Source organism: Dactylosporangium sp. NPDC051484 (assembly GCF_040689395.1).
Taxonomy (GTDB): domain Bacteria; phylum Actinomycetota; class Actinomycetes; order Mycobacteriales; family Micromonosporaceae; genus Dactylosporangium.
In genome coordinates, this window is record NZ_JBFAZX010000003.1 from 286,024 (window position 1) to 310,290 (window position 24,267).

23 protein-coding genes are annotated in these 24,267 nt (G+C 73.0%); 5 read left to right on the forward strand and 18 right to left on the reverse strand.

From position 1 onward, the window contains the following. Nucleotides 1-503 precede the first annotated feature (503 nt). The 8 genes from AB0367_RS07630 to AB0367_RS07665 all read right to left on the reverse strand — a co-directional run bounded on the left by AB0367_RS07630 (nucleotide 504) and on the right by AB0367_RS07665 (nucleotide 9,064). Nucleotides 504-1,901 (reverse strand): FAD-binding oxidoreductase, encoded by a 1,398-nt coding sequence (locus tag AB0367_RS07630; RefSeq protein WP_366225386.1) that lies wholly within the window; start codon nucleotides 1,899-1,901, stop codon nucleotides 504-506. Nucleotides 1,902-1,913: 12 nt separating this feature from the next. Further along, nucleotides 1,914-2,495, reverse strand: coding sequence for an HD domain-containing protein (locus tag AB0367_RS07635; RefSeq protein ID WP_366225387.1), 582 nt, complete (start codon nucleotides 2,493-2,495; stop codon nucleotides 1,914-1,916). An 11-nt stretch (nucleotides 2,496-2,506) separates the two neighbouring features. Then, on the reverse strand, nucleotides 2,507-3,154 hold the full coding sequence (locus AB0367_RS07640) for a hypothetical protein (RefSeq protein WP_366225388.1): 648 nt from the start codon (nucleotides 3,152-3,154) through the stop codon (nucleotides 2,507-2,509). 203 nt (nucleotides 3,155-3,357) lie between these two features. Beyond that, entirely contained in the window at nucleotides 3,358-3,699 is a 342-nt protein-coding gene (locus tag AB0367_RS07645) for a hypothetical protein (protein ID WP_366225389.1), read from the reverse strand. 55 nt (nucleotides 3,700-3,754) lie between these two features. Beyond that, nucleotides 3,755-5,782 carry an SIR2 family protein gene (locus tag AB0367_RS07650; RefSeq protein ID WP_366225390.1) on the reverse strand — a complete coding sequence of 676 codons (2,028 nt, stop codon included), beginning with the start codon at nucleotides 5,780-5,782 and terminating at the stop codon, nucleotides 3,755-3,757. Next, nucleotides 5,783-7,051: a YqgE/AlgH family protein gene (locus tag AB0367_RS07655; protein ID WP_366225391.1), complete on the reverse strand. Its 1,269-nt coding sequence runs from the start codon at nucleotides 7,049-7,051 to the stop codon at nucleotides 5,783-5,785. A 3-nt stretch (nucleotides 7,052-7,054) separates the two neighbouring features. Then, the gene (locus AB0367_RS07660) at nucleotides 7,055-7,411 is read right to left on the reverse strand and encodes a hypothetical protein (protein WP_366225392.1); all 357 of its coding nucleotides are present in this window, start codon (nucleotides 7,409-7,411) and stop codon (nucleotides 7,055-7,057) included. A gap of 72 nt (nucleotides 7,412-7,483) precedes the next feature. Beyond that, entirely contained in the window at nucleotides 7,484-9,064 is a 1,581-nt protein-coding gene (locus AB0367_RS07665) for a CYTH and CHAD domain-containing protein (protein ID WP_366225393.1), read from the reverse strand. Nucleotides 9,065-9,225: 161 nt separating this feature from the next. On the opposite strand from AB0367_RS07665, the gene AB0367_RS07670 reads away from it, so the two are divergent. Together AB0367_RS07670 and AB0367_RS07675 are read left to right on the forward strand one after the other, a co-directional pair. Continuing rightward, nucleotides 9,226-11,298 (forward strand): alkaline phosphatase family protein, encoded by a 2,073-nt coding sequence (locus AB0367_RS07670; protein ID WP_366225394.1) that lies wholly within the window; start codon nucleotides 9,226-9,228, stop codon nucleotides 11,296-11,298. A 44-nt stretch (nucleotides 11,299-11,342) separates the two neighbouring features. Further along, the gene (locus AB0367_RS07675) at nucleotides 11,343-12,122 is read left to right on the forward strand and encodes a methyltransferase domain-containing protein (RefSeq protein WP_366225395.1); all 780 of its coding nucleotides are present in this window, start codon (nucleotides 11,343-11,345) and stop codon (nucleotides 12,120-12,122) included. Here the strand turns inward: AB0367_RS07675 and AB0367_RS07680 are convergent. The 4 genes from AB0367_RS07680 to AB0367_RS07695 all read right to left on the reverse strand — a co-directional run bounded on the left by AB0367_RS07680 (nucleotide 12,112) and on the right by AB0367_RS07695 (nucleotide 15,906). After that, nucleotides 12,112-12,723, reverse strand: coding sequence for a VTT domain-containing protein (locus AB0367_RS07680; RefSeq protein ID WP_366225396.1), 612 nt, complete (start codon nucleotides 12,721-12,723; stop codon nucleotides 12,112-12,114). The two genes, AB0367_RS07675 and AB0367_RS07680, sit on opposite strands and share 11 nt — an antisense overlap. Then, nucleotides 12,720-13,466 carry an MBL fold metallo-hydrolase gene (locus AB0367_RS07685; RefSeq protein WP_366225397.1) on the reverse strand — a complete coding sequence of 249 codons (747 nt, stop codon included), beginning with the start codon at nucleotides 13,464-13,466 and terminating at the stop codon, nucleotides 12,720-12,722. The genes AB0367_RS07680 and AB0367_RS07685 overlap by 4 nt, the downstream gene beginning before the upstream one ends. Before the next feature lie 33 nt (nucleotides 13,467-13,499). Next, nucleotides 13,500-14,822: a condensation domain-containing protein gene (locus AB0367_RS07690; protein WP_366225398.1), complete on the reverse strand. Its 1,323-nt coding sequence runs from the start codon at nucleotides 14,820-14,822 to the stop codon at nucleotides 13,500-13,502. A 127-nt stretch (nucleotides 14,823-14,949) separates the two neighbouring features. Further along, nucleotides 14,950-15,906 carry an Lrp/AsnC family transcriptional regulator gene (locus tag AB0367_RS07695; protein ID WP_366225399.1) on the reverse strand — a complete coding sequence of 319 codons (957 nt, stop codon included), beginning with the start codon at nucleotides 15,904-15,906 and terminating at the stop codon, nucleotides 14,950-14,952. Between the two features lie 85 nt (nucleotides 15,907-15,991). Here AB0367_RS07695 and AB0367_RS07700 point away from each other — a divergent pair, with 85 nt between their 5' ends. Beyond that, nucleotides 15,992-17,446 (forward strand): MFS transporter, encoded by a 1,455-nt coding sequence (locus AB0367_RS07700; RefSeq protein WP_366225400.1) that lies wholly within the window; start codon nucleotides 15,992-15,994, stop codon nucleotides 17,444-17,446. 32 nt (nucleotides 17,447-17,478) lie between these two features. On the opposite strand, the gene AB0367_RS07705 is transcribed toward AB0367_RS07700, so the two are convergent. Next, nucleotides 17,479-17,688, reverse strand: coding sequence for a hypothetical protein (locus AB0367_RS07705; protein WP_366225401.1), 210 nt, complete (start codon nucleotides 17,686-17,688; stop codon nucleotides 17,479-17,481). Between the two features lie 157 nt (nucleotides 17,689-17,845). On the opposite strand from AB0367_RS07705, the gene AB0367_RS07710 reads away from it, so the two are divergent. Together AB0367_RS07710 and AB0367_RS07715 are read left to right on the forward strand one after the other, a co-directional pair. Then, nucleotides 17,846-18,175: a helix-turn-helix domain-containing protein gene (locus tag AB0367_RS07710; RefSeq protein ID WP_366225402.1), complete on the forward strand. Its 330-nt coding sequence runs from the start codon at nucleotides 17,846-17,848 to the stop codon at nucleotides 18,173-18,175. A gap of 397 nt (nucleotides 18,176-18,572) precedes the next feature. Continuing rightward, the gene (locus tag AB0367_RS07715) at nucleotides 18,573-19,943 is read left to right on the forward strand and encodes a DHA2 family efflux MFS transporter permease subunit (RefSeq protein ID WP_366225403.1); all 1,371 of its coding nucleotides are present in this window, start codon (nucleotides 18,573-18,575) and stop codon (nucleotides 19,941-19,943) included. A gap of 147 nt (nucleotides 19,944-20,090) precedes the next feature. Here AB0367_RS07715 and AB0367_RS07720 read toward each other — a convergent pair whose 3' ends face one another. The 5 genes from AB0367_RS07720 to AB0367_RS07740 all read right to left on the reverse strand — a co-directional run bounded on the left by AB0367_RS07720 (nucleotide 20,091) and on the right by AB0367_RS07740 (nucleotide 24,209). Beyond that, entirely contained in the window at nucleotides 20,091-20,564 is a 474-nt protein-coding gene (locus AB0367_RS07720; RefSeq protein ID WP_366225404.1) for a hypothetical protein, read from the reverse strand. A 122-nt stretch (nucleotides 20,565-20,686) separates the two neighbouring features. After that, nucleotides 20,687-22,009, reverse strand: coding sequence for a hypothetical protein (locus tag AB0367_RS07725; RefSeq protein ID WP_366225405.1), 1,323 nt, complete (start codon nucleotides 22,007-22,009; stop codon nucleotides 20,687-20,689). Continuing rightward, entirely contained in the window at nucleotides 22,006-22,806 is an 801-nt protein-coding gene (locus tag AB0367_RS07730; protein WP_366225406.1) for an ABC transporter ATP-binding protein, read from the reverse strand. The genes AB0367_RS07725 and AB0367_RS07730 overlap by 4 nt, the downstream gene beginning before the upstream one ends. Nucleotides 22,807-22,839: 33 nt before the next feature. After that, nucleotides 22,840-23,643, reverse strand: a complete 804-nt coding sequence (locus tag AB0367_RS07735) for a hypothetical protein (protein WP_366225407.1) — start codon at nucleotides 23,641-23,643, stop codon at nucleotides 22,840-22,842. Continuing rightward, nucleotides 23,640-24,209: an RNA polymerase sigma factor gene (locus AB0367_RS07740; RefSeq protein WP_366225408.1), complete on the reverse strand. Its 570-nt coding sequence runs from the start codon at nucleotides 24,207-24,209 to the stop codon at nucleotides 23,640-23,642. The genes AB0367_RS07735 and AB0367_RS07740 overlap by 4 nt, the downstream gene beginning before the upstream one ends. Nucleotides 24,210-24,267: the final 58 nt, after the last annotated feature.

The window sequence follows — 24,267 nt, forward strand, 5'->3', positions numbered from 1 at the left end:
GCGGCGATTCCCACCGACGTATCGGAGGTAATCGCGGCACACCAGAAAAGACAACCATTCACTGAAGCGACCATTTTCGATGGCCTAAACAAAGCATCGCCCGACTTTCAGACCGTGTCAACCGGCACGTCGTGGCTTCGTCACTATTCAATGATTTCGGCGGGAATCGGGCATACCGTTCGGGACTTGACGATAAATGAGCTGGGAAAATCCCGGATCTTCTCGTGTTGCCCGGCAGGCCATAGGCTTCGGGACGGATGCCCGCGAGTGTGCCCTACGGCTCGCGATCGCAACCCTTTCCCGTACCCTTTGAATTGTCATCCCGTTGGTGAACGTCAATGTCGGCCGGTATCGTGACCCACACCCGTGACGGGGCGCGGAGCCGGGCCGCGTTGCCGTGCGGGGAGGGGCGACGACACGGCGCAGCCGGGCGCCCGCGCCGGCGCCCGACATCACCCCAGCCGGCGTCGAGCGCTTCGCCCGCGAGCCGGAGGCCGTCGTGGTTACGGCAGCTTGATCGACTGCGGCGTGTGGAAGACGTCGCCCGGGTCGTACGCCTGCTTGACCGCCTGCAGCCGCGGGTAGTTCGCGCCGTAGTACGCCGCGGGCCAGTCCCGCAGGTCACGGTCGGCGTAGTTCTGGTACACCTCGCCGGTCAGATGCGGACGGAGCGCCTCGGTGAAGTCGTCGATCCACGTCACGTTGGCCTCGGTCTCCTCGTCGCCGGACCACTGCGCGAGGATCGAGACGTAGTGCAGCGCCGAGCGGTGCACGAACGCCGTCGCGTCGGCGGGCACGCGGGCGATCGCGCCGCCGCCGAGCAGGTCGAAGCGCACCATCGAGAAGCCCGACGGCGCCTGCCGGAAGCGCTCCACGAGCACCTCGAACGCGTCCTCGTCGAACCCCGTCTCCGAGAAGTACCCCCCGAGCCACTTCGACTGCAACCCGTACACGATCTCCTCGCCCAAGACCGTCATCATGTCGAGGTAGCTCGTCTCGCCGATGGTGCTGAACAGCGGCTCGCCGAGCGCGTGGATCGGGGCGAAGGCCTCCTCGGCCTCGGCGGGCGGCCCGACGTACATGCCGTACATGGCGATGACCGGATCGCCGTCCGGGTAGGGCTCGGTGGTCAGCACCAGGCACAGCGCGAGCCGGTCGTCGGTGCGGCCGGCGTAGAGGTCGCGGTAGGCGCGGAAGATGTCCTGGGCCCGCTCGTACGGCCAGGCGATGATCCCGCCCACGACCGTCTTCGGCAGCGGGTTGAGCCGGTACGTGAGGCTCGTCACCACGCCGAACCCGGCCCCGCCCGCGCCGCGCAGCGCCCAGAACAGGTCCGGGTGCTCGGTCTCGCTGGCCCGCAGCAGGTTGCCCTCCGCGTCGACCAGCTCGGCCTCGAGGATGTGGTCGCAGCCGAGGCCGTAGGTGCGCCCGAGCGGCCCGTACCCACCGCCGAGGCTGTAGCCGGCGTTGCTCACCGTCGGACACTCGCCGCCGGGGCCGGCCAGCCCGTATTCCAGGCCGTCGGGCCCGGTGAAGGAGTGCCCGGCGTAGGTGATCTGGTCGACGTCGCGCCAGCCGATGCCGGGGCCGACCTTCACGGTGCCGCCGGCAGGATCGAACACCACGTCGCGCATGGTGCCGACGTCGACGACCACGCCACCCTCCACAAGGGACAGCCCGCTGGCGTGGTGCCCGCCGCCGCGCACCGACAGCGGCAGCCCGTTGGCACGCGCGAACCGGATCGCGGCGGCCACGTCGCCGGCGTCCGCGCACCGCGCGATCAGCGCCGGCCGGGTCCGGACCCGGGTGTTGAACAGAACCCGCGCGCTCTCGTAGTCGGGGTCGTAGGGCGTGATGAGCGAGCCGTGGAAGGACGAAAGCGCCGAGAGGTCAAGCCGCACCGAACGATCTTGTCACCGCCGCGGATCAACGGCAAGCGCCGTGAACTGCTCGACCAGGCGGCGCAGGCGGGCCACGACCGGCCGGTCGCCGAGACGGCGCTCGAGCACGCCGAGGACCTCCCGGTAGTTCCACAGCAGCTCGTCCGCGGTGCGCGCGCTGTGCTCGAACAACATCGGGCCGAATCGGTGCAGATCGTCCACCAGGGATTGCAGGCTGCACACCTTGTCGGCGGCGATGACGAGCAGCGACTCCGGGCCGGCCTGCGAGCTCATCCGGCCCAGGTGCTCCCGCTTACGCTCCCACCAGGTCAGGTGCGGCCGCCGCGCGGCGTCCGCGTCGGTGCAGTCGTCGACGATTCGGTACACCTCGTCGCCGAACGCCTCGCGCAGCGCCCCGCGCTCGGTCGGCTGGTCCTCGAGCACGTCGTGCAGCAGCGCGCCGATCGCGGCCGTCTCGCCCCCGCCCTCCTCGAGCACGATCGCGCACGTCGCGAGGAGGTGGGAGACGTACGGCGTGCCGGTGTTGTGCCGGACCTGCCCGCCGTGGTGCCGCGCCGCGAACGCGAGCGCCTCCTCGAACCGTGGCGACAGCACCGGCACGCCTCCTACGCGATCATGGCCGCCATGTCCGCGAGCTGGCGGACCACCTCGGCGCGGTCCAGGCGGCGGCCCAGTTGCAGGCCGCCGCGCGGCGGTGGCTCGCCGGGCTGGTAGTAGACCTGCGAGCGGAGCCGTTCCCGGGGTCCACGCAGGACCAGTGTGGCGCACGCCTGCCGCCGGTCGGTGACGGCCTGATGCACGATGGTGGATGTCGTGACGTACTGGCCGTCGAGCGGCGCCCGCTCGACGAGCCGGAACGGACGTAACGCTATCGCTCCGGAATAGCTGACATGGGCGATTCTCCCGCCGGCGTACGGCCGGTAGGTGAAGCGTCGCCACTGGGTGCTCTCCGCCGTCCCGATCGGCGCCTCGTCGAGCTCGATGAAGTGCTGGCGACCGCCGAGCAGGATCGAGCTGAACGGGAACCGGTGGTCGTGCGGCCGGGAGACGTCCTCGCCGGCGCGCGGTTCGGCCGGCCAGTAGTGCAGGGTGAGCCGGCTGCCGTCGCCGTACTCCGCGGCGACGATCTTCGTGAACCCGTTCACGTGCCGGTAGGGCGCCCCGGCCGGCGGGCGCCCGGCGCGCACGTCGGCGGCGAGCCGATCGAGCAGCCCGGCGATGTCGAGACGGTGCGGGAGCAGCGTGTCGCCCACGGCGCGTCCTTCGCAGCTTGTCGCGGTAACCACCCGGAAAGTACATATACAGCCTCCCGCGCACCGGTAGTGCGGCGGGGTGTCATGACCGAGTGAAACCTCCGCACCGCCGCCGAGGCCCTACCGGCCCGGGGTGAACCGCAACGGGTCAGGTCATGGCGCCGGCGTGAGAGACCGGACCGCGGGCGGTGAGCGCCGGGCCGTCAGCGGCGGGTGAACCGCTCGGCGGCGTCGACCACGCACTTGAGCGTGTCCCCGGTCGCGTCGCGCAGCAGCCGGGCGGGTGAGCGCCCTTCGACCCCGGCCGCCCCGATCTCCCGCAGCCATCCCGCGGCCGCCCCGAGCCGGTTGGCCCGCGCGAACGCATCGGCCACCTCGACGGCGCCGTGCAGCCGCCCGGCCATCTCGGCCCGCCGGTGACGATCGGCACGCCAACGGTTGAACTCGCTCACGGTGGCGGCGCCGGCGATGTACGCGGTCAGCTCCTCGCCCAGCAGCGCCACGCAGCGGTCGATGCCGCTCGTCGACAGGACCCCCACGGTCATACTGGAGACGCTACCCGCGCCCGCCCGGCCCGGCGAGCCCACCAACGTGCCACGCTCAGGACGCCGCGGGCAGGTAGAACGCCGAGACGTCCTCGGCCAGCAGGTCGAGGACGGGCACGCCGCGCTCGAGGGCGGCGGCGAACGCCGCCCAGGAGTCCAGGCGATACCCGCCCGCCTCCGGGAAGTCGGCGCCGGTCAGGTAGCGCGGCAGCAGGAAGGCGTTCTGGACCAGCCAGTGGACGTAGCCGCCCTCCTCGCCCCAGCCCGGCAGGCCCCGCGTCGAGGTCAGGTAGGCGCGCAGCTCCGCCGCGGTGGTCCAGCGGACCATGCGTGACTCGTTCGTGAGGTGCTTGATGTAGGGGTTGTAGAGCAGCGTGCCGCCCAGGCCGAAGTGCTCCCGGAACTGCTCCCACAGCAGGCGCTCGTCGCCGCCCGCGTAGGCCACGACCTCGGCGGCCGGCTCGGTCTCCAGGAGGTGGTGCAGGTAGGACCATGTGGTGAGCGGGGTGAGCAGGCGGTTGGCGTCCTTGCTGAGCAGGGTCTGCACGATCGCGCCGGCGTTGCGCTCCAGGTCGTGCAGGGCGAGGTGCGGCACGACCTTGATCGCGGCCAGGACGCTGTACAGCGAGGGGTTGCGCTCGCCGTAGAAGATGCGCGCCACCGACCACGGGTCGGTCGGGCGTAGCAGCGACTCCGCGGAGCGGGCCGGCAGCGAGTCGACGTAGTCCTGCAGCGACGCCACCTGCGGCGCGGCGGCAGGGTCGACGCGGTGCATCCAGCGACGCAGGTCGGCGACGTAGGCGGCCATGAGCTCGTCGCGGCCGGTGACGCCGAAGTCGTCGAGGCAGATCGCCACGCGCACGCCGCGGGCGCTGAGCGCGGCGGCGGTGAGGGCCTGCACGGCGTTGATGAGCGACGCGCGGGCGCGCAGCCGGACCGGCCAGAAGAGCAGGCGGGGCCGCTGTGGCTCGTTGGCCCAGTCCACGCCCCAGCCGTAGCGGCGTTCGAGCTGGCGCAGCAGGGGGAGCACGCCCTCCGGGGCGGTGTTGCCGGGCTGGGAGAACAGCTCGCGCTCCCACTCCAGGTGCCGCACCCGGCGGCGCGGGTCCACGCGCGGGCCGGCCGGCGGGACCTCGAGCCGGTCGGCGAGGCCGTTGAACAGCCGGTCGCCGTCGATGTCGGTGTAGAACGTGACGAGCCCGGCCAGCCGGTCGGGCAGCCGAAGCGGGGCGGCGTCGTGCAGCGCCCACAACACCCGCACCGGGCGGGCCGCGCCGACCGCGCGCAGGGCGCCGGTGACGACGTCGTCCCAGCCGGCGTACCCCACGACGAGCACCACGTCGCCGGTGATGAGCTCGGCCAGGGCCTGGGACGTGGCCTCCGGCACGGTCGCGTCGGGGGCGGGGTCGTGCAGCAGCGGCGAGCGGGTCTCCTCGCTGACCGGGCGCCAGAACCCGTGCAGGTGGAACACCTGGACGGCGCCGTCGCCCTCGGGCCGGCGGTCCGGGCGCCCGCCGGGGGAGACCGGGATGCTGACCGCCTGCCGGCCGGTGTGCCGGACCGCGACCTCGAAGAGCGGGTCGAAGTTGGTGGTGAGCAGGCCGTTGCCGAACTCCTCGGGGCGCCCGGCCAGCAGCCGGCCCACGGCGCGTATCCCGGCCGGCAGCTCCCACCAGTCCAGGCTGTTCTCGACCCGTTCGCCGAGGCGCAGGTCGACGCGCTGCCAGATGCCGTGCGTGGCGAGGGGAGAGGAGGCAAGGTCAGGCACGCGGTAGCCGGCCAGGACCGCCTGCTGCGCCACGACGTCGAACTCGCCGGGGGAGCGGCGGGCGGTGAAGACGCGCCGGTACGCGAGGTACACCTCGATCGGCAGCGCGTGCGGCGGCAGCGACTCCCGGGCCTGGCGCAGCGCCTGGGTCAGCTCACCGTCGTCGCCGAGCCCGGCGGCGTAGCGCTCGGCCAGCTCGATGAGCCCCTCCAGTCCGGGCACCGCGGGCATGGTCATCCCGGAGCCCAGCATCAGGGTGATCGTCCCTCCGTGGCGGATGGCGGAGACGATCTCGTCGATCAACCTGCCCTCCATCTACTCCCCTCCGGCCCGGGCGTGCAGGGTCGTCCACAGCTCGCGCGGCCGGCTCGACAGCGCCTCGCGCACCTCGGCGTCGCTGAGCAGCAGCAGCCCCCCGTCGATGTCGGCCTCCAGCTGCTCGGGTCCCCAGCCGAGGTAGCCGCAGAACAGCCGCAGCCCGGCGATCACCGGGGCGAGCGGCTCCGGGTCGGCGGACAGCGCGATCACGCCGAGCCGGTCGCGGACCGGCCGGAAGCGCAGCGGCGGTTCCGCGTCGGGGCGCAACCGGGCGACGGCGATGAACCCCTCGTCGCGGCTCAGCGGGCCCGCGTCGAACAGCACCGCCGGCGTGGTCAGCAGCCGTCGCCAGCCCTGCGGGATGTCGGCCGGCAGCGGGTCGGTGGTCGGCCGGTTGATCCGCACGCCGACGGCGCCGCGGGCGCGGTCGTGGCGCAGGATCAGTACCGCCGCCTGGCGCAGGTCGCGGTCCTCGACGGCGGCGGTGGCGACCACGATCCGGCCGACGAGGTCGCGGTGGTGCCGCGCGGCGTTGCGCACCAACGGCAGCTCGTCGCCGGCCGAGCGCAGCTCGGGCAGCTCGAACCCGCGCTCGCGCAGCCGGTTGGTGACCTCCCGCCAGACGGTGCGCACGTCCAGCACCGCGGGCCGGTCGGCCAGGCCGCCGCGCAGCACCCGCAGCAGCTCGCCGGTGAAGGCCGTGTACGGCTCGCCGGGCGGGGCCTGTGCGGTGCGGTTGCGCGGCGCCGAGACCAGCAGGCATGTCTCGTCGGTGCCGGCCTGGTCGGCGACCACCCGCGTGCCGGTCTCGTCGGCGGCGAGGTGGCCGGTGGCCCGGCCCGAGTAGCAGCAGTCCAGGATCACCAGCCGGCGCCGCGCCCGGCTGCCGGCCACCGCCCGGCGGATGTGCTCGAAGGGCAGGCCGGCCTCGTATGGTACCGCCGGATCCGTGTCCCGAAGACCCAGCACCAGGCTTGCGTCGACCGGGTCGACCAGGCCGTGGCCGGCGAAGTAGACGACGAGCATCCCCTCCGCGGTGGTCTCGTCGGCGGCCCGCCGCAGCACCCGGCCGACCTCCCGGGCGTCGTCGGGGTCGGCCAGCACGGTGCAGTGCTCGGGCGCCAGCCCCCACAGGTCGGGGTCTTGCAGCGCCCCGGCGAGCCCGTTGAGGTTCCGGGTGATCGCCGGCACCTCCGGCAGCGACCCGTATCGCGCCACACCGACGAGCACTGCCCGCGACCCGCGCGGGTCGGCCAGCTCCGCCACGGCTCAGCCGTCGAGCGCCCGGGCCGCTGCGGCGACGGCCGCCGGGTCGGCGGACTCGATGCGCACCGACACGCCGTCGGGGCCGGTCCGGGTCAGCACGACCGCCGGCGCGGACGGCCGGGTGCGCCGCCAGTTGGACACCGCCAGCAGCAACTGCCCGACCGACAGCGTGGTGCCGAGCACGAGGCTGATGATCTCGACGGCGGCGCCGAGCTCGCCGGGCCGGTCGGCCGCCGGCAGCCCGATCTCGGATCGCGCGATGTCGTGCTCGCCGGTCAGCCACTGTCGCAGGCTGAGCAGGGTGTCGATGTCGGGTGCCGGACCGTCGCCGAGCGCTTCGAGGTGAATCTGCAGCTGCACTGGTCAACCCGGGGTGTGGAGGGAGCGGACTTCGAACCCTATCGAACCCGCGCACCTCCTGTCACCCGGTGCTCACCCGAACAGAGCCCGCTCCGCGCGCCGGGCCCGGCGGCTGGTCGCGGGCAGCGCGCTCAGGGCCTGCCGGCCGTGCTCGTCGGTGCGGGCGTGCAGCAGGCCGTAGGTGAAGGCGTTCTCCCCGGCCGCGTGGGCGCGTAGCGCGTAGCCGCGCAGCAGGTCGCAGGTGACCAGCGCGTCCTGGTGGGCGCCGAGCACGTCCTGCATCCCGGTGAGCCGGCCGGCGAGCCTCGTGGCGCGCTTGCCGGCCAGCGGGACCACCAGCTCCACCGCGTACCTGGCCCGCTTGTAGGCCTTGCGCGCCGCGTGCAGCCGCTCGTCGGCGGTCGGCTCGCCCGGCGCCGGCGGCCGCTCGGCGGCACGGGCCCGCGCGCGGCCGGCCGAGGCGAGGCGGGCGTCAGCGCGGCGCACGGCCCGGCGGGCGCAGCGCATCAGCGCCTTGGCCGGGCCGGCTCCTGCGCAGCGCGCCGGGCCGGCCTTGGCGAGGCGGCGCGAGATGCGGCGGGGGCTCGTCATCGGCTCGGCCGTGCGTGCCACGAGCGCGTCGATGTCGCCCAGCAGCGTGGTGTACCGCCGGCTGTCCAGGCCCACGGTGAGCGCCTCGCGCGCCTCGGCGGCCCGCTTGGCCAGCAGCGAGGTGATGCGCGCCGGCACCGGGCCGACGACCAGTTCGGCCGGCTCGTCGGCGACGAGGCCGGCCAGGCGCTCGGCCATCACGTCGCAGTCGCGGACCTCGCCGAGCAGGCCGGTGACCCACTTGATCTCGTCGTGCAGGGCGTCGAGGTCCCCGGACAGGACCGGGGCGAACGAGCGCAGGGTGGAGCGCAGCCGCCGGGTCGCCACGCGCATCTTGTGCACCGCCTCGGCGTCGCCGTCGCGCACGTGCGGGTCCTGCTCGACGAGCGCGTCGCGCTGCGTGGCCAGGTATGCGGCCAGCACGCGGTGGGCCTTGGAACCGCGCGGGCGGGAGCGCTGCGGCGCCGGGTAGTCCCGGCCGAGGGCCTCGGCGAGCTTCGACGGGCTCTTCGCCGGGCGGGCGCCGGCCTCGCGCAGCGCCGCGTCGAGCCGGTCGAGGGCCTCGCTGGGGCCGTCGACGAGCTCGATCTCCAGCTCGTGCCACTTGCGGGCGGCGCCGCCGCGCAGCGACTCGGTGCGCACCCGGTCGTCGGCGACGAGCGCGACGGTGCTGCCGTCGGCGGCGCGCAGGGCCCGCTCCACGCGATGCGTGCGGATCCGCGCCACGGGGATCAGCTCCTCGCCGCGGGTGAGCGCGCGGACCTGGTCGGCCACCGCGCGCGGCGGGGTGTGGTGCCGGCTCGTCGCCGGAACCTGCAGCTCGCTGCGCTCCCCGCCGGCCGGGCGCTTGAGGTGCCACCCGGCATCGTTGCCGCCGCTGCGGCGGCGCAGCGTCACCCGGCCCCGGGCCAGGCGCAGGCTCTCGGTGTCGTAGTACACGGCGTCGAGCCGCTGGTCATCGGGCTCGCCGACGGTCGCGACGCCCCCGATCCCGGTCAGGTCGGGTAGCGCGAAGCCGCCCGGCAGCCGGTACTTGCGTTCCACCTCGAGCTTTCCGTCCACGATCCCTATTCTCGCAGCTCGACGCGCATCCGGCCGAGCTCGCCGACGCTTCTCGGCGCGGTTCGGCGCCCGTCTTGTGCCGGTCTGATCGGATGCGGTGCGACCGGGGTCACTCCGACCGGTTATCGGGCCGCGGCCCCCGGCGGCCGTAACCTGGGGACGTGGGGGTCGTCAGGCAGCGGGTGCGTTTCGCGATCCGGCTGCTGCGGGACTGGCGGCTCACGATCGCGTGGGGCAAGTCGCTGCTGCGCTCCGGCGTGACCAGCTTCATCGTCCTGGCCGTCACCTTCTGGCTGCTGCCCGGCGTGCACGCCAGTGGCCCGGCGGCCCTCGTCGAGCTCACGATCCTGCTCGCGCTCATCGGCACGCTGATGCGCCTGGCGCTGCTGGGCATCGCGGTCGTCGTCGGTGGCGTGGGCGTGCTCGCCCTGGGCGTGGTCATCCAGGCCGTCGTGATGTTCGCCGCGCTGCGCCTGGGCAAGGGGGTCAGCGTCGACTCGTTCGCCGACGCCTGGGTCGCGAGCTGGCTCGCCGCCGCACTCACCGCGCTGGTCAACTGGCTCGCCGACGCCGGCAGCGAGGACGTCTTCCTCGGCCAGGCGCTGCGGCAGATGGCACGGCGGCACCGCGGCGTCCCCGCCACCGAGCCCGGCCTGCTCATCGTCCAGATCGACGGCCTCTCGGCGCCGCTGCTGTCGTGGGCGGTCAAGGCCGGCAACCTGCCCAACCTCGGCAAGTGGCTACGCACCGGCACGCACGCGATGGTGCCCTGGCACACCGGCATGCCGGCGACCACCCCGGCCAGCCAGGCCGGCATCATGCACGGCGACTTCGCGCAGATCCCGGCGTTTCGGTGGTATGAGAAGGATGGCGCCCGGCTGGTCGTGACCAACCGCCCGCGCGACGCCGCCGACGTGCAGGCGCGCATCTCCAACGGCCGAGGCCTGCTCGCCGACGGCGGGGTGAGCATCAGCAACATGTTCTCGGGAGATGCTCCAACCAGCCTGCTGACGTTCAGCAACTCGGCGCTGCCCGGCCGCTCCGCCCGCGGCTATCTCGCCTTCGTGGCCAGCCCCTACGGCTTCGCCCGCGCGATCGTGCTGTCGCTCGGCGAGATGCTCAAGGAGATCCAGCAGGCGCGCCGGCAGCGGTTCCGCGACGTGTACCCCAGAGTGCCGCGCACGGCCGCCTACGTGGCCCTGCGCGCGGTCACCAACGTCCTGCTGCGCGACCTCAACGTCTCGCTCATCGCCGAGCAGATGAGCCGCGGCGCGCCGGTCGTCTACTGCGACTTCGTCGACTACGACGAGGTCGCGCACCACGCCGGGCCGCTGCGCCCCGAGGCCCTGCAGACTCTCGAAGGGCTCGACCGGGTGCTGGGCACCCTGCACAAGCTGGCAAGGGTGGCCGGCCGCGACTACCGGATCGTCGTGCTCTCCGACCACGGGCAGAGCCAGGGTGCGACGTTCAGCCAGCGGCACGGTGTGACGCTCGAACGCCTCGTGGCCGACCTGGCCGGCAACGGCGGCGAGGCCGCGACGACGGTGACCGGTGGCCCCGACGACGAGGACTGGGGCCGGGCCAACACGCTGCTCGCCGGGGTGTCGAACCAGACCCGCTCGTGCGGGCCGGTAACGCACCGCCCGCGCGGCGAGGTGGTCACGGTCGCCTCGGGGAACCTGGCCATGCTGTACCTCACCGACGTGCCCGGCCGCGCCGACCTGGCCACCGTCGAGGCGCTGCGCCCCGGCCTCGTCGACGGCCTGGCCAAGCACCCCGGCATCGGCCTGGTCGTCGCCGAAGGCCCGCACGGCCCGGTCGCCATCGGCCCGGCCGGCCGGCACGTGCTGCGCGACGGGCGCGTCGAGGGCGAGGACCCGCTGGTGCCCTACGGCCCGTCCGCCGCCGCCGACCTGCTCGCCCACCAGGCCATGGCGCACGTCGGCGACCTGGTGGTGCTCAGCCGGATCGACCCCGGCACCGAGGAGGTCGCCGCGTTCGAGGAGCTCGTCGGCTCGCACGGCGGGATCGGCGGCTGGCAGACCGAGGCGGTGCTGGTCCACCCGGCCGACTGGTCGCTGCTGTCGGCCGAGCCCCGCGGCCCGGTCGCGATCCACCACCAGCTGGTCGCCTGGCTCGACGAACTCGGGCTGCGCGCGCCGCAGCGGCGGCCCGAGGCGCTCCGGCCGCTTGACCAGGACACTCCCTTGTCCAGCAGGGTTCGAGGTGTTTAGATCATCTGACTTTTCGTCCCCGTGCCTCAGGAGGACCCGGTCAGATGGCTGACGACGCCTTACGGCCCTGGAATTGGGAGGACCCGCAGGAACTCGAGACCACGGTCGACGGGTTCACCGAGGACCTCGCCCGCGTCGGGAAGCTGTCGCCGGAGCTGAGCGCGACGGTGCTGGACCGCTCGCACTTCGACCAGCTCGGCCTGACCGGTCTCGAGTTCGCCGCGTTCAAGAGCGCTCACCCGCAGGCCCTGGGCACCGACCTCGTCTCACTGACCGCGGTGGACGGCACCCGCTCCGGGCCCGGGCAGGTCTACCGGGTCGACGACGCGGCCTATTTCTTCGAGATGGACATCACCCGGCCGCTGCCGGTCACCGACGACACCGTCGACTGGGTCTACGCCGAGCACCTCATCGAGCACGTGACACTGCGCGCCGGCATCGCCTGGCTGACCGAGGTCCGGCGCATCCTGCGCCCCGGCGGCCTGCTCCGGATCACCACGCCCGACCTGCGGGTGTACGCCGAGAGCTACGTCAACGGCGACGGCTTCTTCGGCAAGCACCGCCGGCGCATGAACCGCGCGCTGAGCGGGATCGCGCCCGCCATGCCGGAGCGCGGGGCGTTCATGTTCAACCAGCTCTTCTACGTCTACGGCCACCGCTGGCTCTACGACCTCGGGGAACTGCGCCACGCGCTGACGTCGGCCGGCTTCGCCGAGGACGCGATCGTCGTGCGGGCCTTCCGCGAGGGTGCCCGCCCCGACGTCGCCGACCTCGACCAGGTGCTGCGCAACGACGAGACCATCTACGTCGAGGTCACGGCGTGACGTCGGCCCCGCTGCCGTTGCCGACGCCGGCCCGGCTCTGCCGGCGTCGCTCGACCCACCCGGCGATCTGACCGGCGGCGAGGACGATCACGATCGCGGCGACCACGCCCTGCCACGGCTGCGGGAACACGTTGCGGCTGAGCAGGCCGATCGCGGAGTACGTGGCGGCCCACAGCGCGCACGCGGCGATGTTGGAGACGATGAAGCTGCGCCAGGACAGCCCCACGATCGCCGCCGTGAGCAGCACCGGGATCCGGCCGCCGGGCACCAGCCGGGACACCAGCAGGGCGGTCACCGGCCGCCGCCGCAGCCGCTCCCGCACCGCGCCGGCGAGCCGCCACGGCTGGCGCAGCAGCCGCAGCCGCCGGGTGAGCGCCTCGCCGCCCGCGCGGCAGGCGGCGAAGGTGGCGGCGTCGCCGAGGTACGCCCCGAGCCCGCCCACGGCGACGACGACGGGCACCGCGAGCGGGTTGTAGTGCGCGGCCAGGACGGCGGTCCCGCTGACCGCCGCGCCGGTCGGCAGCACCGGCAGCGTCGAGCCGATCGCCACCACCGCGAAGGTCACCGCGAGTGCGGCGACCAGCCCCTCGAACGTGATCACGAAAGCGTCAGGCTCTCGCCGGGCGCGAGCACGCGCACGTCGGTCGCCGGCGAGGTCGTGCGGGTGTGCGCGGCGAACTCGTCGCCGGGCCGCACGAACCGGTCCGGCCGTACCCTGCGACAGCCGACCGGCCACAGGGTGCCCCAGTGGATCGGCACCGCCGCCGCCGGCCCGACGAGCCGCATCGCCTGAGCGGCGCCGGCCGGGTCGAGGTGGCCGGGCCCGAGCGTCCAGCCCCAGCCCCACACCGGTACCAGCGCCAGGTCGACCGGCCCGATCTCCTTCATCTCGTCGAACAGCCCGGTGTCGCCGCCGAACCACGCCGACCGCTCGCCGCCGACCACGTAGCCGAGCGCCACCGCGCGGATGCGGGACTTCGGCGTGCGCCCGCCGTCGTGCGCGGCCGGCACCGCCCGCACCGTCAGCGCGCCGACCGAGGTCTCCTCCCCGGCGCGCAGCTCGGTGAAGTCGCGCTCGCCGAGGCGGGCGCGCAGGAAGGCGGCCGCCCCGCGGGGCACGATGAGCCGGGTGGCGCGCGGCAGCATCCGCAGCGACGGCAGGTCGCAGTGGTCGGAGTGCAGGTGCGACACGACGACCGCGTCCGGCGGGTGGGCCAGCAGCGGGCGAGGCCCGCGCCGCCGGTACAGGTGCGCCAGCCGGTTGCGCAGCACCGGATCGGTCAGGATCGTGACCCCGCGCTCACGGAGCGCCACGGTCGCATGGCCCCACCAGGTGACTTCCATGCAGCCATCTTCCCCTGCGGACGGATGCGCACGTCAGACGGTCGGCGCCCCCGGGTCGAGGGCGGCGGCGACGGTGAAGTCCTCCATCTGCCACAGCAGTCGGCGCAGGTCCTCGATCGGCAGATAGGCGGTGTCGACCTCGGTGGTGATCTGGACCGTGCCCGGGACGTCGTCGATGTTGATCATCAGTTTCTCGTTGAAGAACGACATCGAGGTCTCCGAGACCAGCTCGGTGGCGGGCCGCGCGGCCAGGGTCGCGGCCTCGTCCGGCGCCTCGGCGGGCGGCCGGACGCTGATCCGCCGGTCGTTGTAGAACACCGCCAGGTCGATCGGCTCGCCGCGCTCCTTGCCGATGCGATCGATGAGCGCCAAGCGGGTGCCGGGGTCGTAGTAGGCGTACTTCGACGCGCTCATCGACGCCTGGCGGGCCTGGGACACCGCCTCGGCCGCAGTGATGCCCCGCGCGTCGAGGACCACCAGGCCGTTCTGGGCGAGCGGGGAGACCACGTCGGCCAGGCCGGGGCGGAACCGGTTGCTCACGATGACCTGCGAGGCGAGCGGGCCGCCGCCGACGACGCGGGCGAAGGCGACGCCGTACGCGGCCAGCAGCACCGGCGCGGCGTCGACCGACAACTCGGCGGCCAGTCGCTCGCTCGCCAGGTACATCGCGGGGGAGCGCCACACCACCTGGCGGAACCGCGCGCCCTCCGGCTCGGCGTACCCGGCGAAGCGCTGGGGCTCGATCACGCGCAGCTGCGCCTCCCAGTACCGCATCGCGTTGTCGGTGTGCCGCCCGGCGGCGCGCTGCGTGGCGGCCAGCTCCAGCGGGCCCGTCGCCGGGTGCGGGCCGATCGTGTCACGCTCGGCCAGCTCGCGGACCATCGTGGCCAGCCCGCTGCCGTCCGCGGCGATGTGGCAGATCATGACGACCACGTGCGTGACCGGGCCGCCCTCGCCGGCGCGGACCACGGCCATGCGGATCGGCCACTCGTGCGCATAGTCGAAGTTGCGCGCCTTCCAGCCCGCGTACACCTCGGCGGCGAGCGCCCCGGCGGCGTCGGCGGACGCGGCCGTGTGCACCTCCAGGAAGGCCTCGCCCGAGCCGAGGACCTCCTGGGTCGTCGCGCCGCCGGGGGCGATGCGCAGCAGGCTGCGCATCGCGGGGTACCGGCTCATGAAGAACCGCAGCTCGCCGGCGAAGTCCTCGACGGTACGCGCGTCGAGGACCGGCACGACGCCGCCCATGCTCATCGACGTGTCCACCTCGACCATGGCCCGCCAGACCTGTTGCTGACCCCAGGTCAGTTCGCCACGCCCGGCGCCGTCGCCGGTGAAGGGTACCGTGATGCGTTCCATGGGAGGTGATCGTGCCACGATCATCGACAAAGGCAAGCAGACGTATGGTTCAGGACGCGTGCCGCACGGCCGAACCCGCCTGCGCGGCCGGCAGACGCATCGTGGATGGATCGCCCTGGGCCTGGGACTAGGGGAGCAGCGCGCCGACCTGTTTGACGTGCCGAAGCGACGGCACCGACTCCAGCCGGTCCACCCCCGGCAGCGGCCCGACCCGATGCGTGACGTATTCGTACAACCCCGCCATGTCGTGGCAGATCACCGTGGCCACGAGGTTGGTGTCGCCCGTCGTCGCGGCGGCGAAGACCACCTCGGGGTGCGTGGCCATCGCCCGGCCCACCGCCTCCAGGTGCGCCGGGGCGACGCTGAGCCACAAGAGGAACCGTGCTCTGTACCCGACCAGCGACGGGTCCACCTCCACGTCGAAGAACACCGCGCCCGTCGTGCACAGGTGCTCCAGCCGGCGGCGGACCGTCGACTCGGACCAGCCGGTCGCCGTGGCCAGTTGCGGGTAGCCGAGCCGCCCGTCGCGGCTCAGCGCGGCCAGTAGTGGCCGGTCGGCGTCGCTCAGTGCCGGCACCGCGTCCGGGGGCGCAGGCGCCGGCCGCAGCCGGTTCGTCTGTTCGGCCGTCAGCCGGGTCATCCGCGTGTCACCCTCGGCCCCGCCGGTGAACTGGTGCATCAGGCAGTGTGCGCGCACCGACACCACCCGCGGGGTGCGCGGCAGCTTCTGCAGCAGCAGCGCGTCGCGGTCGGCGGTGCCCGGGTTCTGCACGACGCAGGTCACCTCCGTGCCGCCCGAGGCGAGCGTCACCCACGTCGTGTCGGGCCGGCGGGCGAGGGCCTCGGCGATCGCGGCCGCGCTGTCGGGCGTGGTCTGCAGCCGGATGAGCCACCTGTCGTATCCGAGCCGCGCCCCGTCGGGCAGCCCCGCGACACGCAGGCCGGCCTCGACGCGCAGCCGCCGATATCGCCGGGCGACCGTCTGGTCGGAGACCCCCAGCACCTCGGCGAGCGTGCTGAACGGCACCCGCCCGTCCATCCGCAGCCCGTCGACGATACTCAGGTCGAGCGTGTCGAGTTCCACCACTACACCCTATCGCCTGTCGGAATCCGCCAGATTGACCAGCCGTGAGTACCGGAAACCGGGCGCCCGACCCACATTCGACGGCATGCGAAAGTGGTCCGCCCTGATCGCCGTGTCCATCGGCACCTTCATGCTCCTCGTCGACGTCACGATCGTGACCGTCGCCCTGCCCGCCATCGCCCGCGACCTGGACGCCACCCTCGGCGGCCTGCAGTGGGTCCTCGACGGCTATGCCCTGGCGCTCGCCGCCGTGCTCCTGGCCTCCGGCGCGCTGGCCGACCGGCGTGGCCGCCGCCGCGTCTACCTCGTCGGTACCGTCGTCTTCGCCCTCGCCTCGCTGCTGTGCGCGGCCGCCCCCAACGCCGAGTTCCTGGTCGCCGCCCGCTTCCTGCAGGGTCTCGGCGGCGCCGCGATGCTGGCCACGACGGTGGCGATCCTCAGCGTCGCCTACACCGGCCGCGACCGCGGCGTGGCCTTCGGCATCTGGGGCGCCGTCAACGGCGCCGCCGCCGCGGCCGGCCCGATCGCCGGCGGCCTGCTCACCGAGCACCTGGGCTGGCGCTGGATCTTCCTGGTCAACCTCCCGGTCAGCGTCCTGGCCCTGTGGTTCACGCTCCGCGGCGTCACCGAGTCCCGCGGCCGCGCCGACGCCCGCCTGGACCTCCCCGGCACCGTCACCTTCACCATCAGCGCCGCCGCCGTGACGTTCGCCCTCATCCGCGGCGGCGACGCCGGCTGGACCTCCGCGTCGACCCTGATCTCGTTCGGCGTCGCCGCCGCGGCCCTGGTCGCCTTCGTCGCCGTCGAGCGCCGCACCGCCCACCCCATGCTCGACCTGCGGCTGTTCTCCCTGGCGCGGCCGTCTTTCGCCGTGCTCATGACGGCCGCCGTACTCGCACAGGCCGCCGCGTTCGCCTACCTTCCCTTCACCACCGTCTGGCTGCAGCAGTTCCTGGGCAGGGGCCCGGTGGACGCCGGTCTCCTGGGCGCCCTACCGATGTCCGCGGCCTCCTTCGTCGCCGGCTTCGCCGGCGGCCGCCTCTTCCAGCGGATCGCCCCGCGCTGGACGATCGGCCTCGGCCTCATCCTCATCGCAGCCGGCGCCTTCCTGCAGGCCCGCCTCACGCCCACCAGCACCGGCACCGCCCTGATTCCCGGCCTCGTGGTCGTAGGCCTGGGCGTGGCCGCGGTCCTGCCGACAATGGCCTCGGCCTCCCTGGCCGCCGTCCCCCACGAACGCAGCGGCATGGCCGGCGGCGCGATGAACACGTTCCGCCAACTCGGCTTCGCGCTCGGCGTGGCGGTCTTCGGCTCGATCTTCACCAACCGCCTGACCTCCCACCACCCAACCACCCCGGCCTCCGCAAACGCCGCCGCCGCGGACGCGGTGAACCACGTGCTGACCGTGGCCGGCTGGATAGCCCTGGCCGGCGCCGCACTGGTGCTGCTGCTGGTCCGCACGGGCCGCCCCGCCTGGGAAGCCCAGCCGGCCACCACCACGAAGCCCGCCCCCACCTCCGCGGTGCACGAAGCCGCGTAGCCGGCACGGGGCCGCCCGCTGGGAGGCGGCCCTCACGGTGTGGGCGGATGCGCTGCGTCCGGCGGGCGCTGACCCCGCTGGTCGTACAGCACGTCGGCGTGCGGCGCAAGCGGTACACCATCCCCGGCTTCGGCATCCGTGATCTCCTCCGGCAGCCAGGGGCCGTCGCGGTCGCGGACCTGGCGCAGGACCCAGGCCGCCGCGGCCTCGCCCAGTTCGCGATACGTCGCAGCATCGGCCATGGGCGAATCGTAGCCGCGGCCACAGGTGTTGCATCCCGTCTCGACGTCGATGTATGGGGTGCGCCCTTCGTCGTGTGCGTAAGGTGCCCGGCTACCGGGGGAGAAGGTTATTGTTCGATAGTCCCGAACGATCGAATTGTGTGCTACGGTCATCGACATGAGGCCGCTGCCCGAGCCGGCATCCGAGGAACTGTCCCTCGCGTCGGTGCTGTATGCGCTTGGCGATCCGGTGCGTCTGGAGCTGGTGTCGCGCGTCTTCGCCAGCCCCGGGATGATCTGTTCGGACGCCGACCTGGAAGTGCCGAAGTCGACACTGACCAATCACTGGCGCATCCTGCGTGAGGCGGGTGTGGTCAGGATGGCCGTCGACGGCCGCTGTCGTCGCATCTGGCTGCGCACCGACGTGCTCAGCACTCAGTTCCCGGGCCTGCTCGACGTCGTCCTGCGCCTCGGTGGGAACGAATCCATACCCACCGCCGTGCACTGACGGCGACGCGTAACGCTCCTGCCTACCCACAAGGCTTGACGGGGGTCTTGCCATGGATTTCGCAGTGATCTCAGCCGCGTCGCGACGGACATCGATGACGCACACCTCGCCGCGAACTACCGCAGTGCCCGCGATCCCCGGCTGAACCCGGAGCGGGCTTCCTACCTGGCCCGACCGGTGGGTGAACCGCTGCTGCACCGGGACTCCGCTCTGCTCAGCTCTCGTCGGGCTACCCGCTTCCCGCGAGCGCCCGGCCGAGAGCCTGCGTCAATGCCGCGCGGCTGGAACCTCAGCTCCCGCTCATGGCGGGATTCATCGATCTCGGAAGTGCCCGAAGGGGTTAGCTGTGTCCGTAGAAGCTCGATCAAACCGATCGGTCGTGCTCGCCATGGCCTGCGTGGGGCAGTTCATGGTGCTGCTCGACAGCACCATCGTGGGCGCGGCGCTCCCCGACATGCAGAATCGACTGCATACCGATTTGCCCGGACTGCAATGGATCGTGGACGCGTACGTCCTGCTGGTCGCGATGCTGTTGCTGTCCGGCGGCGTCTTCGCCGACCGCTTCGGCCGCAAGCGGATCTACCTGTCCGGCGTGGTCGTGTTCACTCTCGCGTCCGTGGTGTGCGCCGTCGCGCCCTCGCTCGGCTGGCTGATCACCGGGCGCGTGCTGCAGGGCATCGGAGCCGCGGCCCTGAGCCCGGGCTCGCTGGCCCTGCTCGCCGCCGCCTATCCCGTTGCGCAGGAGCGGGTCAAGGCGATCGGCCTATGGGCCGGTATCAGCGGAATCGGCCTGGCAGCCGGACCGCTGGCTGGCGGCATCCTGGTGAATGCCTTCGACTGGCGTGCCATCTTCCTGGTCAACGTGCCTATCGGCGTAGTGCTGGTCCTGGTGGCCCTGCCCACCCTGGGCGAGTCCCGCAACACCAACGCCCCGGCCATCGACGTCCCCGGAACGATCCTTTCCATCCTGGGTGTCGGGGCGCTGACCTACGGGCTGATCGAAGGCGGTGCCAAGGGCTGGACCTCGGGGATCATCCTGGGCAGCTTCGCCGCCGCGGTAGTGATCACCATCGCGTTCCTCGCGGTCGAAGGACGTACGCCGACGCCGATGATGCCGCTGCGGCTGTTCCGGAACCCATTGTTCACGGTGGCCAACTCAGCCATGGTCATGGTCGGTTTCGGGCTCATGGGCTCGGTCTTCTTCTTCTCGCAGTTCTTCGTCACCGTACAGGGCGCCTCGGTCCTGGTGGCCGGCCTGCAGACCCTGCCCACCTCGCTCGGCATGGCGATCGTCAGCCCGTACGCGGGCCGGCTGGCGGCCAAGTACGGCTTCCGGGTCGTGGTCACCAGCGGCCTGGTGCTTGCCGGGCTGGGGCTGCTGACCCTGGGCGTCGTCCACGCGGACACCGGCTACGTGAACGTCTGGTGGCGACTGGCGATCATCGGCGCCGGCTTCGCCCTGACCATGTCGCCGCTGACCGGTGCGGCCATCCAGTCGGTCAACCCGCAGGAGGGCGGTCTCGCGTCGGGCATCAGCAGCACCACACGGCAGATCGGGGCCGTGCTCGGCGTGGCGGTGCTCGGTGCCATCGTCACCGCCCGGGAGTCCAGCGGCGCGTCCTTCGGAGCCGGCCTCGACAGCGCCTTCCTCACCGCCGGGGCCGCCTGCCTGCTCACCGCCGTCGGCACCGGCCTGTGGCTGGTGAAGTCCAGGCCCGCAGCAGTGGCTGCCCCGCAGCCGCAACCGCAGACGCAGACCATCGACTGACCCCTGTGCCGATGCATCACGACGAGATGTAGTCCGGACGTGTTCCTGCCGATCTGCGGGACGCGGCGAGTGACCAGCCGCCGGCCCCGGAGGAGCGGCGGCCGGACCGCGACCACAGTCGGAGCACATCCGGGTCGACCACCTTTTTCAGAGGGCGGCCTCGGCGCGTGCGTGCCTGGCCGGGCCGGCCACCGCGTATGCGATCAGGCCGCCGCAAGCCAGCGTCGCGGCCGTCACCGCGGCCGGCACGTTGCCCGGCGCCTGGGACTGCCAGGTCAGAATCTGCCCGAGCATGTGCCCGGCCGCTGGATAGATCGTCGCGGCAAGCGTCCAGCCCAGCGGTACGAACCAGGCCCGGCCCGCGCCGAGCAGCGGCGCGCTCAGCGCGGTCAGACCGAGCAGGCCGGCAGCGTCCCTGATCACCAACGCGGCCGGCCCGAAGCCGGTTGGGGTGAGCTGGGTCAGCAACGGTAGGCCGGCCACCACGGCCACGGCGGCGAGCAGATGGGCGACCCGGCGCGGCGCCCAGGGCAGTGCGGCGGTCCGGTCCAGCTCCTCGTCGGGGCCGCCCAGGGTGGCGGTGAGCACCCCGGTCAGCAGCAGGACGGTGAGTACGACCATCCAGAGGCCTGGGGCGCTATCGCTGATGGCAGTGCCGAGCACCCACATCACCGCAATGCCTGCGGCGGCTGCGGCCAGAGCCGCAGGAACCCGGCGCGACCGAAGATAGAGTGTCAGCCACCTCATGTGTCGCTCAGCATCCCCTCGAGGTCGGCGCATCGCAGGGCGCCCTCGCGCACTGCCGCGACCCGGGCCAGCGCCCGCGCCTCGGGCAGCTTCAGCAGTCCCTGCCACAGTTGGCGGACGTGGTCGTTCCGCCGGTCGTCGTCGACGCGGGGTTCGTCCGGTGGTTCGGTGCCGACCAGCCAGTACGTGGCCGCCCGTAGGACCGACGAGTCCAGCCCGCCGGGGCACCGGCCCACATTGGCCAGCACCCGGCCGACGATCCGCGGCACGAGGTCGTTCGGGAAGGCCAGGTGGCCGCGGTCGTCGACCGTGATGGTCATCAGCGCGACCCCGGCCGGATCGGGGCCTAGCTCGGGCACACCGCTACCCCAGGTGGTGGTGGTGTCCTCGTACGCCTCGGCCGGCGGCTGCGGCAACCGCGCAAGCAAGGCGAGCGCCTGCCGCGCCTGGGGCGTGACCTCGGGCAGCAGGGCGGAGTGGACCCGGGCAACGCAGACCTTCGGGGCATCGGTCGTGCAGACGAGTTCCCGCGCGACCGGGTCGATGGCATGTGCGACGGAGCGGTCGTGCGGCACCACCGTGATCGCCACGGCCACGCCGAGCACCAGCGGCAGCGACGCCGCTAGCCGCGCCCGGCGGCCCTCGACCCCGTGCAAGATGTACACGGCGACAACAAGCGCCACCAGCCACACCGTCTGGGCGGCGGTGAGCCGGCCGGACACCGTCTCGTAGTCGCTGAACCGGCTCATCCCGTACATCGGGGAGAACAGCATGCCCAGCCACTGCTGGCCGCGGATTGCCGCGGGGAACCCCATCAGCCAGCCGATGCCGGCGCACGCGAGCACCGGACCGGCGGCGATCGACGGCCACAGGCGACCGACCGCGACACCCAGCCAGGCCGCCGCCGCCACGGTGAGGGCGCCGACGGTCACCACGGCGAATGCCGCTGCGGGCAGATACCGGGCGGTGCCGGCGATCCACGGCGCGGTCACCGCCAGGACCGCCAGGTAGCCGCCGATCACGGCGAGGCCGAGCGCGCCGAGGACCGGTAGGACCCGCTGCAGGCGTGGCCGGGGTGTGCTCTCGAGGAGTTCGGACAGGCCGGCCCGGGATTCCCGGCGGCTCTGCCAGGCTCCGGCCGCCAGCGCCAGCGGGGCCATCAGCATGAGGTACTCCCGCTCGATCATTGCCAGCGCCATCCAGCCGGACGACCAGCGCTGCGGGCCGACATAACACATGACCACACCGGCAAGCAGCAGGATCAAGCCGGCCCAGAGGGCGGCGGAGCGGCGCAGTTCGATGCGCAGTATGCGGCTCATCGGCCCGCCTCCGCCCGGTGGCGGCGCAGCAGGGCGGAATAGCCCCGCTCGGCCGGGCTGTCCCCGGCGTCGCTGGAACCGCCCTCAGCGATCAGCGAGGCGGTGGCGCCCCGGTGTACCAGCCGCCCCTCATTGAGCAGGACGACGTCGGTGCATGCGGCCACCACGTCCTCGACCAGGTGGGTGGAGACCAGGACGCAGCTGTCGACGCCGAGGTCGCGCAGCAGTTCGCGGAAGTCCAGGCGCTGCTCGGGGTCGAGGCCGACGGTGGGCTCGTCGAGCAGCAGCAGTTCCGGGTCGTTCACGATCGCCTGGGCGATGCCGGCCCGGCGCAGCATGCCGCCGGACAGCGTCTTCATCCGCGTATCGGCCTTGGCGGTAAGCCCGACCCGGTCGATCGCCCGCTGCACCGCGGCCGGCACCTCGGATCTGGGCATCTCCTTGAGCCAGGCCACGTATTCCACGAACTCGCGCACCGTGAATCGCGGGTAGAACCCGAAATGCTGCGGCAGATAGCCCAGGGCGCGGCGCACCCGCCGCAGTTCGGCGCGGCCGTGGACAGGCGCGCCGAGTACGGTCAACGTGCCGCCGGCCGGTCTCACCACGGTGGCCAGGGCGCGCATCAGCGTGGTCTTGCCCGCGCCGTTGGGCCCGAGCAGGGCGTGCACGCCGGTGCCGAGTGCCAGGTCGAGTCCGTCGACGGCCAGGTGGGTGCCGGCCTTCACCTGCAGGCCGTCGGCATGCACGATCCAGGGATAAGCGGTGGGGGCCGTCTCGGCCGCGCGCACCATATGCATGGTGATGCCTTTCGTCGCAGGAACTGGGAACGCTCAGTAATGGCTGGTCAGTCGGCGGAAGTCGTCGGCGCGGCGCACCGCGGCGCCGGCCAGCACCGCGGTGGCCAGCGCCCAGACGGCGGCGCTGCCGGGCCGCAGCACGACCGGCAGGTCCTCAGTGATCAAGGTCGGCACGACCACGGCCAGGGTCCACAGCGCGCCGAGGCCGGCGGCGGCGCGTGGCACGCCGATCAGCGCGCCGAACGCGAGGGTGCCGGCGGTGAACGCCAAGCACGGCAGCAGCATCAGCGCCAGCGACGTCCCGGTACCGGCACCGATCAGGGCGAGCACCGGAACGATCACGGCGAGCACCCCCAGCGTGCGCCGCAGCAACATGGTCAGGCCGGCCACGGGGGTACTGGATATCAGTTCCCCGGCCGGGTCGAGGCGACGGCTCCAGGCGGCTGCCACCGCGGGCAGCGGAGCGACCGGGGCGAGCAGCAGCACTAGCGACGGCAGATCGGGCAGCAGCCGGGTCAGCACCGACGCGCAGAGCAGCACCGCGACAGTCATGGTGGCCCACGGCGCCAGCGCGACGACCAGCCAGCGGCGCCGCGGCGCCGCCCAGCGGCGGGCACGCTGGACCGGGGCAGGCCCGGCGGCGATCTCCCGGTCGAGTGCGGCAGCAACCCGGTCGAGCAGGACGAGGGTGTCCCCGGCGGCCCGGTCGGCCAGCCGGGCGCGGCACTGCTCGCATGCCTCCAGGTGGATCTCGACCGACCAGACAGCGGCCTCGTCCAAGCCTCGGCCGCCGGCGGCATACTCCGCGATCGCGGCGGAGCTCGGGTGAATGGTCATGACAGCGCCTCCCGCAGGGCGATCCGGGCCCGCCGCGCGCGGGACCTCACCGTGTTCTCCGGCACGCCGAGCAGCACGGCCGTCTCGCGGGCGCTGAGCCCGTCGAGCGCCATGGCGCGCAACACCTCGCGCATCTCGGGCGGCAGCGCCAGCAGCGCCCGCTCGAGGTCCTGGCCGACCCGGCCGGCCATCACCTCGTCCTCGGCTGCCGGAACAACCGCCTCGGCGAGCGGCACGGCCGACACCTGCGGCTGCCGGGCCCGCCTCCGGAACGCGTCGACCAGCCGGTTGGCGGCGATCGTCCAGAGCCAGCCGACCGCGCTGCCGGAGGTGGCAGTGCCGACGAAACTCCCAGCCGCCCGCCAGACCGCGAGATAGGTCTCCTGCATCACGTCGGCGACCACGTCGTCGTCGGCGCACCGTCGGCGCAGTCGCAAGGCGAGCCAAGGCGACGTACGCCGGTACAACTCGTCGAAGGCCCGCCGGTCGCCCGCCGCCGTACGGCGCACGAGTTCCGCCTCGTCGACCGCGTCCAAACTTCGTCCCACATCAGGCAAGACGACCATCCTGTCCGATCCGGTGCATCGCCGAGAGTGTCCCGCGTCACAGGCGGCGGATCACGCG

Excerpts from the sequence above, each read along its gene's own strand:
- AB0367_RS07730 (WP_366225406.1), bottom strand. The coding sequence starts at position 22,806 with ATGCATATGGTGCGCGCGGCCGAGACGGCCCCCACCGCTTATCCCTGG.
- AB0367_RS07675 (WP_366225395.1), top strand. The coding sequence starts at position 11,343 with ATGGCTGACGACGCCTTACGGCCCTGGAATTGGGAGGACCCGCAGGAA.
- AB0367_RS07735 (WP_366225407.1), bottom strand. The coding sequence starts at position 23,643 with ATGACCATTCACCCGAGCTCCGCCGCGATCGCGGAGTATGCCGCCGGC.
- AB0367_RS07690 (WP_366225398.1), bottom strand. The coding sequence starts at position 14,822 with ATGGAACGCATCACGGTACCCTTCACCGGCGACGGCGCCGGGCGTGGC.
- AB0367_RS07710 (WP_366225402.1), top strand. The coding sequence starts at position 17,846 with ATGAGGCCGCTGCCCGAGCCGGCATCCGAGGAACTGTCCCTCGCGTCG.
- AB0367_RS07720 (WP_366225404.1), bottom strand. The coding sequence starts at position 20,564 with ATGGTCGTACTCACCGTCCTGCTGCTGACCGGGGTGCTCACCGCCACC.
- AB0367_RS07645 (WP_366225389.1), bottom strand. The coding sequence starts at position 3,699 with ATGACCGTGGGGGTCCTGTCGACGAGCGGCATCGACCGCTGCGTGGCG.
- AB0367_RS07650 (WP_366225390.1), bottom strand. The coding sequence starts at position 5,782 with ATGGAGGGCAGGTTGATCGACGAGATCGTCTCCGCCATCCGCCACGGA.
- AB0367_RS07725 (WP_366225405.1), bottom strand. The coding sequence starts at position 22,009 with ATGAGCCGCATACTGCGCATCGAACTGCGCCGCTCCGCCGCCCTCTGG.
- AB0367_RS07740 (WP_366225408.1), bottom strand. The coding sequence starts at position 24,209 with ATGGTCGTCTTGCCTGATGTGGGACGAAGTTTGGACGCGGTCGACGAG.
- AB0367_RS07705 (WP_366225401.1), bottom strand. The coding sequence starts at position 17,688 with ATGGCCGATGCTGCGACGTATCGCGAACTGGGCGAGGCCGCGGCGGCC.
- AB0367_RS07700 (WP_366225400.1), top strand. The coding sequence starts at position 15,992 with ATGCGAAAGTGGTCCGCCCTGATCGCCGTGTCCATCGGCACCTTCATG.
- AB0367_RS07685 (WP_366225397.1), bottom strand. The coding sequence starts at position 13,466 with ATGGAAGTCACCTGGTGGGGCCATGCGACCGTGGCGCTCCGTGAGCGC.